At 63.3% G+C, this 14,086-nt stretch carries 12 protein-coding genes; 8 read left to right on the forward strand and 4 right to left on the reverse strand.

All coding sequences use genetic code 11. The annotated features are described in order from the left end of the window. The first annotated feature begins 34 nt into the window (after positions 1-34). Positions 35-2,692, forward strand: coding sequence for an alanine--tRNA ligase (gene alaS, locus E4M07_RS03660; RefSeq protein ID WP_136656915.1), 2,658 nt, complete (start codon positions 35-37; stop codon positions 2,690-2,692). 153 nt (positions 2,693-2,845) lie between these two features. Then, positions 2,846-4,888 (forward strand): hypothetical protein, encoded by a 2,043-nt coding sequence (locus tag E4M07_RS03665; protein ID WP_136656916.1) that lies wholly within the window; start codon positions 2,846-2,848, stop codon positions 4,886-4,888. Between the two features lie 61 nt (positions 4,889-4,949). Here the strand turns inward: E4M07_RS03665 and E4M07_RS03670 are convergent, their stop codons facing one another. Continuing rightward, positions 4,950-6,164: an NADP-dependent isocitrate dehydrogenase gene (locus tag E4M07_RS03670; protein ID WP_136656917.1), complete on the reverse strand. Its 1,215-nt coding sequence runs from the start codon at positions 6,162-6,164 to the stop codon at positions 4,950-4,952. Positions 6,165-6,353: 189 nt separating this feature from the next. Between E4M07_RS03670 and E4M07_RS03675 the strand changes: the two genes are divergently transcribed. The 6 genes from E4M07_RS03675 to E4M07_RS03700 all read left to right on the forward strand — a co-directional run bounded on the left by E4M07_RS03675 (position 6,354) and on the right by E4M07_RS03700 (position 11,622). Continuing rightward, positions 6,354-7,265, forward strand: a complete 912-nt coding sequence (locus tag E4M07_RS03675) for an alpha/beta hydrolase (protein ID WP_136656918.1) — start codon at positions 6,354-6,356, stop codon at positions 7,263-7,265. 86 nt (positions 7,266-7,351) lie between these two features. Next, positions 7,352-8,182 (forward strand): RNA methyltransferase, encoded by an 831-nt coding sequence (locus E4M07_RS03680; RefSeq protein ID WP_136656919.1) that lies wholly within the window; start codon positions 7,352-7,354, stop codon positions 8,180-8,182. Beyond that, a complete protein-coding gene (murI, locus tag E4M07_RS03685; protein WP_136656920.1) occupies positions 8,179-8,973 on the forward strand; it encodes a glutamate racemase in 795 nt (264 codons plus the stop codon). Before E4M07_RS03680 ends, murI begins: the two co-directional genes overlap by 4 nt. A 190-nt stretch (positions 8,974-9,163) precedes the next feature. After that, on the forward strand, positions 9,164-9,781 hold the full coding sequence (gene rpsD / locus E4M07_RS03690; RefSeq protein ID WP_136656921.1) for a 30S ribosomal protein S4: 618 nt from the start codon (positions 9,164-9,166) through the stop codon (positions 9,779-9,781). A 189-nt stretch (positions 9,782-9,970) separates the two neighbouring features. Beyond that, complete coding sequence (gene ttcA, locus E4M07_RS03695) at positions 9,971-10,798, forward strand: tRNA 2-thiocytidine(32) synthetase TtcA (protein ID WP_246660379.1); 828 nt, start codon at positions 9,971-9,973, stop codon at positions 10,796-10,798. Continuing rightward, positions 10,795-11,622 carry an inositol monophosphatase gene (locus E4M07_RS03700; protein WP_136656923.1) on the forward strand — a complete coding sequence of 276 codons (828 nt, stop codon included), beginning with the start codon at positions 10,795-10,797 and terminating at the stop codon, positions 11,620-11,622. The genes ttcA and E4M07_RS03700 overlap by 4 nt, the downstream gene beginning before the upstream one ends. Position 11,623: 1 nt before the next feature. On the opposite strand, the gene E4M07_RS03705 is transcribed toward E4M07_RS03700, so the two are convergent. From E4M07_RS03705 to grxD, 3 genes are all read right to left on the reverse strand, one after another. Further along, positions 11,624-12,904, reverse strand: a complete 1,281-nt coding sequence (locus tag E4M07_RS03705; RefSeq protein WP_136656924.1) for a multidrug effflux MFS transporter — start codon at positions 12,902-12,904, stop codon at positions 11,624-11,626. 234 nt (positions 12,905-13,138) lie between these two features. Next, the gene (locus tag E4M07_RS03710) at positions 13,139-13,606 is read right to left on the reverse strand and encodes a YtoQ family protein (RefSeq protein WP_136656925.1); all 468 of its coding nucleotides are present in this window, start codon (positions 13,604-13,606) and stop codon (positions 13,139-13,141) included. After that, positions 13,606-13,941: a Grx4 family monothiol glutaredoxin gene (grxD, locus tag E4M07_RS03715; RefSeq protein WP_136656926.1), complete on the reverse strand. Its 336-nt coding sequence runs from the start codon at positions 13,939-13,941 to the stop codon at positions 13,606-13,608. Before grxD ends, E4M07_RS03710 begins: the two co-directional genes overlap by 1 nt. Between the last annotated feature and the right edge of the window lie 145 nt (positions 13,942-14,086).

Below are 14,086 nucleotides of genomic sequence, written 5' to 3' on the forward strand. Positions count from 1 at the left end.
CGGCGGGCATGAATTTGTAATCAAAGGGCGTTCCATGAATGGCGTAAACGAGATCCGCACGGCTTTTCTCGACTATTTCGGCGGCAACGGGCACGAGATCGTTGCCTCGAGCCCGCTGGTGCCGCGCAACGATCCGACACTGATGTTCGTCAATGCCGGCATGGTCCAGTTCAAGAACGTCTTCACCGGCCTCGAGCACCGGCCTTACACGCGCGCCGTGACGGCGCAGAAATGCGTGCGCGCCGGCGGCAAGCACAACGATCTCGACAATGTCGGCTACACCGCGCGGCATCACACGTTCTTCGAGATGCTCGGCAATTTTTCCTTTGGCGACTATTTCAAGGACGTTGCCATCGAACTTGCCTGGAAGCTGATCACCGAGGAGTTCGGGCTCGACAGGAACCGCCTGCTGGCCACCGTCTATCATACGGACGACGAGGCCTTCGACCTTTGGAAGAAGGTTGCCGGCCTTCCCGAGGACCGCATCATCCGCATTCCCACGCACGACAATTTCTGGGCGATGGGCGATACCGGCCCGTGCGGGCCGTGCTCCGAGATCTTCTATGATCACGGCGAGGGTATTCCGGGCGGGCCGCCCGGATCGCCGGACGAGGACGGCGACCGTTTCGTCGAGATCTGGAACCTCGTTTTCATGCAGTACGAGCAGGTGTCCGCCGACGAGCGCATCGACCTGCCGCGGCCGTCGATCGACACCGGCATGGGGCTGGAGCGCATCGCCGCCGTCATGCAGGGCAAGCACGACAATTACGACATCGACCTGTTCCAGGCGCTGATCGGCGCCTCCGTCGAACTCACTGGCATCGCCGCCGAGGGCAAGGCGCGGGCGAGCCACCGGGTGATCGCCGATCACCTGCGCTCCTCGGCGTTCCTGATCGCCGACGGCGTGCTGCCCTCAAACGAGGGCAGGGGCTATGTGCTGCGCCGCATCATGCGCCGCGCCATGCGCCACGCCGAGCTCCTCGGCGCGCGCGAGCCGCTGATGTGGAAGCTGCTGCCGGCGCTGGTCGGCCAGATGGGCCACGCCTACCCGGAACTGGTGCGGGCGGAAGCCCTGATCTCCGAGACGCTGAAACTGGAGGAAACGCGCTTCCGCAAGACGCTGGAGCGCGGCCTGAACCTGCTTGCCGAAGCGAGCGCCGATCTCAGCGAGGGGGACGAATTGAGCGGCGAGACGGCGTTCAAGCTCTACGACACATACGGCTTTCCGCTGGATCTTACGCAGGATGCGCTGCGCCAGCGCGGCATTTCCGTTGACGATGCAGGCTTCAACGCCGCGATGGAGCGCCAGAAGGCCGAGGCACGGGCCAACTGGGCGGGCTCCGGCGAGGCGGCGACCGAGACCATCTGGCTTGAGCTGCGCGACCGGCTCGGCGCGACCGATTTCCTCGGTTACGACACCGAGCGTGCCGAGGGCGTCGTGCAGGCCATCGTCAAGGACGGCGCAGAGGCCGGCGAGGCCGGCAAGGGCGACGCGGTTCAGGTCATTGTCAACCAGACACCGTTTTACGGCGAGTCGGGCGGCCAGGTCGGCGACACCGGAACGATCTCGGCCGACGGTCTCGTGCTGCGCGTCACCGACACGCAGAAGAAGGCCGACGGGCTTTTCGTGCATATCGGCATCGTCGAAGAGGGAACGCTCAAGACGGGCGCCGAGGTCGTGCTGAGCGTCGACCACGAGCGGCGCAGCCAGTTGCGGGCCAACCATTCGGCCACCCACCTCCTGCACGAGGCGCTGCGCGAGGTGCTCGGCACCCATGTCACGCAGAAGGGCTCGCTCGTCGCGCCCGACCGGCTGCGCTTCGACATTTCGCATCCGAAGCCGATGAGCGACGAGGAGGTTGCCCGCGTCGAGGACATGGCCAACGAGATCGTCCTGCAGAACAGCCCGGTGACGACGCGACTGATGGCGGTGGACGATGCGATCGCGGAGGGCGCGATGGCCCTTTTCGGCGAGAAATACGGCGATGAGGTGCGGGTCGTCTCGATGGGCACCGGCCTGCATGGCGACAAGAAGGACCAGACCTATTCGGTGGAACTTTGCGGTGGCACCCATGTCGGCGCCACCGGCGATATCGGCCTCGTGCGGGTGATCGGCGAGAGCGCCGTCGCCGCGGGCGTGCGCCGTCTCGAGGCGTTGACCGGCGAGGCCGCGCGCCGGTATCTGACCGAGCAGGACGGCAGGGTCCGGGCGCTGGCCTCGTCCCTGCGCGTCCAGCCGAACGAGGTCGTCTCCAGGGTCGAGACGCTGGTGGACGAGCGCCGCAAGCTGGAGCGCGAGATCGCCGACCTGAAGAAGAAACTGGCGCTCGGCGGCGGCCCCGGGGAAGCCGATGAGACCCGCGAGATCGCCGGCGTGAAATTCCTCGGCAAGACGGTTTCGGGCGTCGCGCCGCGCGACCTGAAAGGGCTGGTCGATGATGCCAAGAACACGCTGGGCTCCGGCGTCGTCGCGCTCATCGGCATATCCGAGGAGGGCAAGGCGAGCGCCGTCGTCGGCGTCACCGACGACCTGACGGATCGCTACAGCGCCGTCGATCTGGTGCGCGTTGCTTCCGCCGCGCTTGGCGGCAAGGGCGGCGGCGGCCGGCCGGACATGGCGCAGGCCGGCGGCCCGGACGCGGGCAAGGCCGATGCCGCCGTCGAGGCGGTCGCCGAGGCGGTCGCCGGATAGCGGGCCGCAAGCCAGCCACTCGAGACGTTTCTTTGTTCCTTCATCATTGCGCAAAGCGTTGCCGGCGCGCGCGTGCCGTCAAAAAACGGTGCGGTTGTGATGTCACATGGGATGCCTATAAGCTTGGGTATGGACACTAGGGAGCGGCTCAAAATGAACAGGAAACTCGCATGGTCAATCGGCATCCTGATGGCGACGGCAAGCCCGGCACTGGCCCAGCAGACGGGACAGGCCGCCTTCGATGCCTGGTTGCAGTCCTATCGCGATCTGGGCGCGACGGCGTCCTACGATTCGGCCAGGGATAGCGGCGGGACGCTGACCGTCACCGGGCTCGACCTCTCGTTTGAAACCACGTTCTCGATCCCGGATCCGGACGAGGACGGAGAAGACCTGACGCTGGATATCGACTTTTCCTGGACGAGCGAGCAGGTCGTTGCCACGAACATGACCGCGGAAGGGAACCTGTTCAGCGTCGACAGGATGACGATCGCCGACGGCAGCCTCTTTTCCGTTCGCCTCGATCCCGAGGGCGAGGATGACGACATCGTTCTTGAATCGCGCATGGACGGGTTCGAACTGATCAAGGGAACCTGGCCGGCCCTGCCGAAACTGGCCGAAGATCCGCAGCGGCCCTTCAGCAGGTGGCTGCCGCTGCTGCGTACGATCAAGGACACGTCCTTCGAGGAAGAGCGCGTCAGCCGTCTGACATTCGATTTCCACGGTGGCGACAGCATTGAGGGCGCGAAGGTGGAATCGGTGGTCGAGGACCTGGTCGTGCGGGACATGCATGACGGCCGGATCGCCGAATACGGCACCGGACAGGTCCGGCAGGAAACCACCTTTCCGATGGAAGACGGAGAAACCTATACGGAAACCACCACCATTGCAGGCACCGCGATGACCGGGCTTGATTATACGGCATTGCTGGCGCTCATCGACCCGCAGGCCCGCGGCTCCGGCGAATTCAAACAGTTCATAGGTTCGGTGTCGAGCAACGGCTACAGGGTGGAAAGCCCGTACTACGATGCCGCGGTCGACCTCAGCGGCTATGAAAACGTTCAGCTGCGCGCGCCCGAGACCGATCTGCTGGCGACGCTGGACCGGCTTGTCACATCCGGGGAGGAGCCGGACCCGGCGACCGTCATCCTCATGGTGGTCGACGTCTACCGGTCGATTTCGCTGGGGCGGGCATTTGCCGACGGCATATCCTTCGGCTTCGACATTGACCCGGACGTCACCGGATCGGGCGGCATCGGCCAGATCGTCCTTTCGAACGTGAGCGCCGACGGGCTGGAGGAGTTCTCCATCTCATCCATGGAGATCGATCTGGGCACCGAAGGGTCGTTCTCGCTCGGCAGGTTCTTCTTCGGCGACATCGAATTCGCGCCTTATGGACCGATCAAGGCGTTCGCCTCTGACCTGGACAATCTGGACGAGCCCGATCCGCTCGAGGTGGCTCGGATATTCACGCCGCGTTCCATAGCCGCGGAGATTGCGGGCCTGGCGCTTGTCGGCGTCGTTCCGGAAGGCGATTTCAGCCTCGACAGATACTACATGGACATGAAGTCGGTCGTGCCGCCGATCCCGACATCGTTCGAGGTATCGACGGAGGGTCTGGAGATGCCCGTTGCCGCGCTCGACGACCAGGAAGTCATCGATGTGCTCCAGGCCGTCGGCATCGATGTGCTGCGGCTGACCGAGAAAATCAGGATGCGCTGGGACCCGGACACCGAGGACCTGATCATCGAGAACCTCGTGGTCGAACTCGGACAGATCGGCAAGGTGCGGGCCAGCGCGCGGCTCGGCGGGTTGGCAAGGTCGGTGCTTGAGAACCCGCAGCAGTTCCAGGCGCTGATCGCGACCTTGAACATCAAGGCATTCGAGCTGGAACTCGTCAATGAGGGCGGGGTCGAAACGGCACTCGCGCTGATGGCCGAGGAATCGGATGTCAGCGAGAACCTGATGGCCGAACTGCTTCTGGAACAGCTCAGGCAGGCACTCGCGGTTATCGACAACGAGGACTTCACCATGATGGTGATGGAGGCCGCCGAGGCGTTCATTGACGATCCGCGCAATCTCAGCCTGACGATCGCGCCCGGGCGCTCCATCCCGGTATCGCAGGTCGCGGCCGGCGTGATGACAGCGCCGCAGATGCTGCCGGAACTGCTCGGCGTCAGCGTCGAGGCCAACCGGTAGCGCAAACGAAAAACCCCGCCGCAAGCGGCGGGGTTTCTTCAAGGTGCAATTCGAAAAGGCGTCAGGATCCCATTGCCTGCTGCAGGTTCTCGTCGACCTTGTCGAGGAAGCCGATGGTCGACAGCCACGGCTGGTCGGGACCGATCAGGAGCGCCAGGTCCTTGGTCATGTGGCCGCCCTCGACGGTGGCCACACACACCTCTTCCAGCGTCCTGGCGAAGCGGGCGAGCTCGGCATTGTCGTCGAGCTTGGCCCGGTGGCTGAGGCCGCGGGTCCACGCGAAGATCGAGGCGATCGAGTTTGTCGAGGTTTCCTCGCCCTTCTGATGCTGGCGGTAGTGGCGAGTGACCGTCCCGTGGGCCGCTTCCGCTTCAACCGTCTTGCCGTCCGGCGTCATCAGCACGGAGGTCATCAGGCCAAGCGAGCCGAAGCCCTGGGCGACGGTGTCGGACTGCACGTCGCCGTCGTAGTTCTTGCAGGCCCAGACGTAGCCGCCGGACCATTTGAGGTTGGCCGCGACCATGTCGTCGATGAGCCGGTGCTCGTAGGTGATGCCGGCTTCCTTGAAGGCGTCCTCGAACTCGGCCTCGTAGATGGCTTGGAAGATGTCCTTGAAGCGGCCGTCATAGACCTTGAGGATCGTGTTCTTGGTGGAGAGGTAGACCGGCACCTTGCGTTGCAGGCCGTAGTTCAGGGAGGCGCGTGCGAAATCCTCGATGGACTTGTCGAGATTGTACATGCCCATCGCGATGCCGGCGCCGGGCGCGTCGAAGATCTCGTATTCCTGCTCCTTGCCGTCTTCGCCGACGAACTTCATGAACAGCTTGCCCTTGCCGGGGAACTTGAAATCGGTGGCGCGGTACTGGTCGCCGAAGGCGTGGCGGCCGACGATGACCGGACGAGTCCAGCCGGGCACGAGGCGCGGCACGTTCTTGCAGATGATCGGCTCGCGGAAGATGACGCCGCCGAGGATGTTGCGGATCGTGCCGTTGGGCGAACGCCACATCTTCTTCAGGCTGAATTCCTCGACACGGGCCTCGTCGGGCGTAATCGTCGCGCATTTGACGCCGACGCCGTACTCTTTGATGGCGTTGGCAGCGTCGACCGTTATCTGGTCGTTCGTCGCGTCGCGGCTCTCGATGCCGAGGTCGTAATACTTCAGGTCGATGTCCAGATAGGGGTGTACCAGCTTGTCCTTGATGAACTGCCAGATGATCCTGGTCATCTCGTCGCCGTCCAGCTCGACGACCGGGTTTTCGACCTTGATTTTTGCCATATGAAAAAGCCTCGTTACTGAAAAAATGGGACCCCGCCCACGGGAAAGCCGTGATGTTCGCGGCTCCTATACCATTGTGGTGGCGGAAGGCAAAGGCGCGGCCACCCCTCAATTTGTATTAGAACGGGTCAGGGCCTTCCCGCCGGCACCGTTTGTGCTATCAGGGCCTTTGCAGCAGGAGATAAATGCATGGAATTCAATTCGGCCACGTTCGAGGACGATGTCCGGCGCATCCACTACATGTCGGCCGGCGATCCCTCGAAGCCGCTGATGCTGTGCCTGCACGGCTTTCCGGAATACTGGGGCGGCTGGCGCGACATCATGCCGTATCTGGCCGAAACCCATAACGTGGTGGCTCCCGATCAGCGCGGCTTCGGAAAATCGTTCAAGCCCGAAGGCGAGGAAGCCTACCAGACCCGCCATCTGGTCGCCGACATGGCGGCGCTTGCCGACCACCTGTCCCCGGACGCGCCGTTCGTCCTTTTTGGCCATGACTGGGGATCGGCCGTCGCCTATTCCTTCGCCTTCAGCCGCGCCGACCGGCTGAAAGCCCTGATCGTCGCAAATGGCGTGCATCCCTATTGCTTTCAGAAGGCGATCATCGAAGATCCAGCCCAGCGGGCAGCCAGCCAGTACATGAATTTCCTGCGCAGCGATCGCGCCGAGGCTGTCATGCGCGCCGACGATTTCGCCAAAACGTTGAACATGATTTCAGGCTTTTCCGCAGCCGGCTGGATGAGCGATGCCGTCAAGGCCGACTACCGCGCGGCCTGGAGCGGCGAGGGAGCGATGCGGGCGATGCTCAACTGGTACCGCTCTTCTCCGGTCGTCGTGCCGCCGGTGGAGCAGGCAGCGTCAGAACTGGAGGGGACGATACCGGTCTATGCGCTTCCCGCCGATGCCCTGCGGGTTGATGTTCCGCACCTGGTGGTGTGGGGCGATGCCGACGAGGCGTTGCGGCCTTCCTGTCTCGAGGGCCTCGACCGGTTTGCCGACGATCTGGCGGTCGAAACGATCCCGGGCACGGGTCACTGGATCCTGCACGAGCGGCCCGCCGAGGTCTCGCATATCGTCGGCAACTGGCTTTCGAGGCTGGACTGATGGCGAGGACCGGCACCGATCTGGCCTTCCTTGCGCCATCGGGATGTGTCAGTTACGCCAGATGCGATGCATGAACCGGTAAGACCATGGCAGGAACCGACAGACAGAGGGAATTGATGACCGGCGGGCCGGCGGTTGTCCTCGTCGAGCCGCAGCTCGGCGAGAACATCGGAATGGTGGCGCGGGCGATGGCGAATTTCGGGCTGTCGGAGCTGCGCCTCGTCAATCCGCGCGACGGGTGGCCGAGCGAGACGGCGCGCGCCGCGGCGAGCAAGGCCGACCACGTGATCGACGGGGCGTCGGTGTACGGAACCCTTGAAGAGGCGATCGCGGATCTCAATTTCGTTTTTGCCACGACCGCGCGTGAGCGGGACGGCTTCAAGCCGGTTCGCGGTCCGGTCGATGCGGCTGCCGACCTGCGCCGCAGGATCGACGCCGGCGAGAAATGCGGCGTTCTGTTCGGCCGCGAGCGCTGGGGGCTGAGCAACGAGGAGGTCGGACTGGCGGACGAGATCGTCACCTATCCGGTCAATCCGGCCTTTGCGTCCCTCAATATCGCCCAGGCGGTGCTGCTGATGTCCTACGAATGGATGAAGACCAGCCCAGAGGGCGGCTCGCAGACGCCGTTCACCCAGACCGAGATGCAACCGGCGACAAAGGCCGACCTGCAGGGGCTGTTCGACCATCTCGAGGAGGCGCTGGAGGCGCGGGGCTATTTCCGTCCGCCGGACAAGAAACCGAAAATGGTCGACAACCTGCGCGCGGTGCTGAGCCGGCAGGGCTTCTTCAAGCCCGAAATCCGACTGTTGCGCGGCGTTATCCGTTCGCTTGACCATTTCAGCCGGCAGGCGCCGAAGGGTAGCGGACCGGCGGGCCGGGACAACGAGCCGGCCGGGCCCGGGGAGCTGGAGCAGTGAGCGGCGGGCCGATCCTGCTGTTCGATTCCGGGATCGGAGGCCTGACCGTCCTTCGCGAGGCGCGGGTCCTGATGCCGGAGCGTCGCTTCGTCTATGTCGCGGACGATGCCGGTTTTCCCTATGGCGTGTGGGGCGAGGGCGATCTCACCAAACGCATCGTGACGATGTTCGAACAACTGATTTCGGACCATGAGCCGGCACAATGCGTGATTGCCTGCAACACGGCATCGACACTGGTGCTCGAGCCGTTGCGCACCGCGTTTCCCGATATGCCCTTCGTCGGCACGGTGCCGGCCATCAAGCCGGCCTCGGAGCGGACGCGATCCGGGCTGGTGAGCGTCCTGGCTACGCCGGGGACGGTGCGGCGTGCCTATACGCGCGACCTCATCCAGTCCTTTGCCGCCCAGTGCCATGTGCGGTTGGTCGGTTCGGAGTACCTCGCCGGGCTGGCGGAAGCCTATATTCGCGGCGATCCGGTCAAACATCGGCAAATCCTGGCGGAGATCGAGCCCTGTTTCGTCGAACAGGACGGCCAAAAGACCGATATTGTCGTGCTTGCCTGCACGCACTATCCTTTCCTGGCCAACCAGTTCCGCCGCCTGGCGCCCTGGCCTGTCGACTGGCTCGATCCGGCGGAGGCAATCGCCAAGCGCGCCCAGTCGCTGCTTGCGCCGCAGGACGCGGTTTCCGAGGAGCCGGACATTGCCGTGTTCACCTCCAACGAGCCGGATTTCGCCGTCAGGCGGCTGCTGAACGGCTTCGGGCTGGCGCTGGCGCCGATGCGCCATTGACAAGGTCGCCCGATTGTCATACATCCGCGCGGTCACCGGGCACAGCGCCCGGTTTTTATTACGTGTCCCGTGAATGTCCGCACGCCAAGCAGGCCATTCTGTCAGTCGGCAAAAACAGCCGGCAGAGGAGGGCGCGTTTCCTTCGACCGGTCTGGAATCAGGCCGGTTAAACCTGTTGAAAGGGAATGCGATGAGTAAGCGCGATTCGTCCAAATACAAACTTGATCGCCGTATGGGCGAGAATATCTGGGGCCGTCCCAAGTCCCCGGTCAACCGCCGCGAATACGGCCCGGGCCAGCACGGCCAGCGCCGCAAGGGCAAGCTTTCCGACTTCGGCGTGCAGCTGCGCGCCAAGCAGAAGCTGAAGGGCTACTACGGCGATATCCGCGAAAAACAGTTCCGCAAGATCTACGAAGAAGCCAACCGCCGCAAGGGCGACACGCCGGAGAACCTGATCGGTCTTCTGGAATCGCGCCTCGATGCGGTCGTCTACCGCGCCAAGTTCGTGCCGACGATCTTCGCGGCACGGCAGTTCGTCAATCACGGCCACGTCACGGTCAACGGCGTGCGCACCAACATCCCGTCCTATCGCTGCAAGCCGGGCGATGTGATCGAAGTGCGCGAGAAGTCGAAGCAGATGATACTGGTTCTCGAGGCCACGCAGCTCGCCGAGCGCGACGTCCCCGAATATATCGAGGCCGACCACAACAAGATGGTTGCCACCTATGTACGCATTCCGACCCTGTCGGATGTCCCGTACCCGGTTCAGATGGAACCGAACCTCGTCGTCGAATTTTATTCGCGCTAAGGCGCGGGCACAGTTCATGCGATCAGGCCGCCGGCGCAATCCGGCGGCTTTTTTTGTTTTCTTGCGCATTGCAACGCGTTAGGAAGTGCGCAGCACGGGAATCCACGCATGAACGTTCACGACCCCGCAGTGAAGAAGTCTGCCGAGGCGGAACTTGCCGATGCGCCGCAAGGCGATGCCTGCCACCCGATGTTCACCAACGTTCCGTCTTCGGTCGGCTTCAACAAGCTGCGCAAACGTCTGCTGAGGCAGGCGCGGCAGGCCATTGCCGAATTCGGCATGGTCGGCGGCGGGCGCACGCCGCGATGGCTGGTGGCGCTGTCGGGCGGCAAGGATTCCTACGGGCTGCTCGCCATTCTGCTCGACCTCAAGTGGCGCGGCCTTCTGCCGGTCGACCTCATCGCCTGCAATCTGGACCAGGGACAGCCGAACTTCCCGAAACACATTCTGCCGGAGTTCCTCGAACGAAACGGCGTTCCGCACCGCATCGAATACCAGGACACCTATTCGATCGTCACCGACAAGCTTTCCGAAAACAGCACCTACTGCTCGTTATGCTCACGGCTGAGGCGTGGCCATCTTTACCGCATTGCCCGCGAGGAGGGCTGTGACGCGCTGGTCCTCGGCCACCACCGCGAGGATATCCTCGAGACGCTCTTCATGAACCTCTTCCACGGCGGGCGCCTGGCGGCCATGCCGCCGAAGCTGCTCAATGACGAAAGGGACGTGATGGTGCTGAGGCCGCTTGCTTTCTGCGCCGAGGACGACCTGGCGAAATTTGCCGAGGCAATGGCCTTCCCGATCATCCCCTGCGACCTGTGCGGTTCGCAGGACGGCCTGCAGCGCAACGCCATGAAGGCGATGATCGCCGATATCGAGCGCCGCATGCCCGGCCGCAAGGAGGCGATGATCCGGGCGCTCACCAATGTGCGCCCCTCGCATCTAATGGACCGGCAGATCTTCGATTTTGCCGGTCTCGATCAACTGGCACAGCCACCTGAAGAAAAGACCAAATGACCCTATCCGATTCGGAAATATCAGCGCTGGTTTCGCTCCTGAAAGAGACCGGCGAGACGGAAATCATGCCGCGCTTTTCCGGCGTCAATGATGCCGAGATCAAACAGAAGCAGGCGTCATGGGACGTGGTGACGGAGGCTGATACGGCAGCGGAAAAATGCATAGCGAACGTTCTGTCGGCGCGCTATCCGCGGGCGCTGATTGTCGGCGAGGAGGCAGTGGCCGGTGAACCCGCGATCATGAACGGCCTGGCGGAGGCGGATCTCGCCTTCGTTATCGACCCGGTCGACGGAACATACAATTTCGCATCCGGCATGCCGACGTTCGGGACGATCCTGGCAGTGGTCGCCGGCGGCGAATGCGTGGCGGGCATGATCCACTATCCGGCGGGCGGCGAGACCCTGATGGGCGTTTCCGGAGCCGGCAGCCGCCTCGTCGAGGCCGATGGGACCGAGCGGCCGGTTCGGGTGTCCGAGCCGGTCGCGCTCGATCAGATGGTCGGCACGGTGTCGTGGGGCTTCATGGAGGAGCCGCTCAGGAGCCGTGTCGCGGGCGGATTGTCGAAGATCGGCATGTCGTTCGGCTTTCGCTGTTCGGCCTGGGAATACCGGCTGGCGGCGACGGGCAGGGCGCATTTCGTCGGCGCGCAGAACCTGATGCCCTGGGACCATCTCGCCGGTGTGCTCATCCATTCCGAGGCGGGCGGGTACACGGCGTGCCTCGACGGCTCACCCTATCGGCCCGGGATCGTCGATGGCGGCCTGATCACCGCGACCGACCCCGAGAGCTGGGCGCTGATTCGCCGGGAGATCTTCGGGCTATAGGTTACGCAGGTTCTTTCGGGCGATAGAATAGTCTACCCCGTTCCGTCCACACGATGATGCCGACTGCCGTCCAACCGAAGATCGCGTAGCCCGCCGCGAGCGGTATGAGCGTGCCGTTGAACGCCTGGCCGACAATGGCGCCGAGCACCGCGCCGCCGGTAAAACTGATGACGCCCATGACCGACGATGCCGTGCCGGCAATGTGGCCGAGCGGCTCCATGGCGAGCGCGTTGAAATTGGGCGGCACGAGACCGAAGGCGCCGGTGATGGCGCCGAGCATGAGATAGGCCAGTACGAAGGGCGGCGTTCCCGACAGACAGATAAGCAGCAGGATCGTGCCGAGTACCGCATAGGCAATGAGTGCGCTGTGCGAGATCAGCCGCATGCCGACCCGCCGCACGAGTGTTCCGTTGGCGAAATTTAAAACGGCCATGATGCCTGCATTCAGTGCAAAGACGATAACGAACCAGTGCCCGAGATCGTAGACCGATTGGAAGATCTGCTGGGCCGAGACGATAAAGGCAATGAGACCGCCGAAACACAGGGTCGATGCGAGCGTGTAGCCCATGGCAAGCCTGTTTGTGACCACTTCCCGGAAAGCGTTGCCGACGGCTGCGAAGGACAGCGGCAGGCGTTCTTCCCTCGGCAGCGTCTCGCGCATGCGGACGCCGCTCCATGCGGCGAGGCCAAGACCGGCGACGCCGAGGAACACGAAGATCCACTGCCATGAGGCGATATCGACGATGCCCTGGCCGATGGCGGGTGCGACGATCGGTACGATCATGAATATGGTGAATGTGTATGACATGACCTGCGCCATGTCGCGTCCGCCGAAACAGTCGCGCACGATTGCGGTGACGACAATGCGTACGGCAGCGGCGAACACACCCTGCGCGAGCCGAAGCAGCAGCAACGTCGTGAAACTGCCGGCGAAGGCGTCTGCGACGGCGGCGACGGAATAAAGCAGGATTGCCGGAATCAGGACGACCTTGCGCCCGAAGCGATCGGATACCGGTCCGAACAGGATCTGCGCGCATCCGAAACCGAGCATGAATACGGTGATCACCGCCTGGCGGTCATTGTCGTCGACGATCGTAAAACTGTCGCCGATCATCGGCAGCGCGGGCAGCATGATGTCGATCGACAGGGCGACAATCGAGCTGAGCGCCGCAAGAAGGACGATGAACTCGACGAAACCGACGCCGGCGCGTTCAACCCGTTCAATGCGGCCCTTTGCATTGGCGGATTGTCGACCCGGTTCGGGTTCGCTTCTGGTGTCCATCTTGCTGCCCTTGGTCCTGCACGTCTGCGGGCCGCGAAATGGCCTGTGCAATGCGTCTGGTGGTCAATCGGGCGTCATGCGCCCGGGCCGGCTGCGCCTGACATGCAATTCAGGGCTGCAATAGAGCCGACCTGCAATATCCGCCTATCGTGAAAACGCCGTAAAGACAATACGGTGGAATTACGACGCCGCCGGGATGGTCTCCGTCGGCGGCGTCAATACCCTGAAATCGGGCTAGCTCGTGTAACCGGCGAGATTGCCGTTGATCACGTAATCGAGGATGCGGACAATCTGGTCCGGCGTCTCGACGACGGCGAGCGCAGCCGCGTCGACTTCCTTCAGCGCGTGCTGATGGTCGGGGCCGTGCATGACGACCAGCGGCTTTCCGAGCGCCGCCGCGTAACCGGCATCAAAGGCGGCGTTCCACTGCTTGTACTTTTCCCCGAACCGCACGACGACGACGTCGGCGTCGCCGATCAGCGTCCGGGTCCGGATCGCGTTGACGCTGGCGCCCTTGTGGTCGTGCCAGAACTTGTCGGGTTCCTCGCCGAGAATGGAGACGCCGCAATCGTCCGAGGCTTCGTGGTGAGTGACGGGCGCGCTGAATCTGACGGGCAGGTCAGCGGCCTTGACGCCGGCTTCGATCTGCTCGCGCCAGTCGGTGTGGATTTCGCCGGACAGGTAGACGTTCCAGTTACGCATCAGGCGGCACCCTTGAACGCGATGCCCTTGTCGGCAAGGTGTCCCTGCAGTTCCTCGGCCTGGAACATTTCGCGGATAATGTCGCAGCCGCCGACGAATTCACCCTTCACATAAAGCTGCGGGATGGTCGGCCAGTTCGAGTATTCCTTGATGCCGTGGCGAAGGTCGTCATCGGCAAGCACGTTGATGCCCTTGTACTCGACGCCGAGGTAGTCGAGGATCTGAACCACCTGGCCGGAAAAGCCGCATTGCGGAAAAGCCGGCGTGCCCTTCATAAAAAGGACGACGTCGGCATTCTTGACCTCGTTGTCGATGAATTCGTTGATGGCTGTCATGGGTTATTCCTTGTCTCTACCGGGGAAAAGGCCCGGAGTTGGCTTGCCCCGTAAATAACTCCGAAGCCTGCGGATTTCCAGTCCCCGCGCCGGCAGCGTCACGTTTATTCGGCGATGGCACGCAAATATGCTTTCCCCAAACAAA

The organism is Nitratireductor sp. XY-223, assembly GCF_004959855.1.
In the GTDB taxonomy this organism is placed as follows: Bacteria; Pseudomonadota; Alphaproteobacteria; order Rhizobiales; family Rhizobiaceae; genus Hoeflea_A.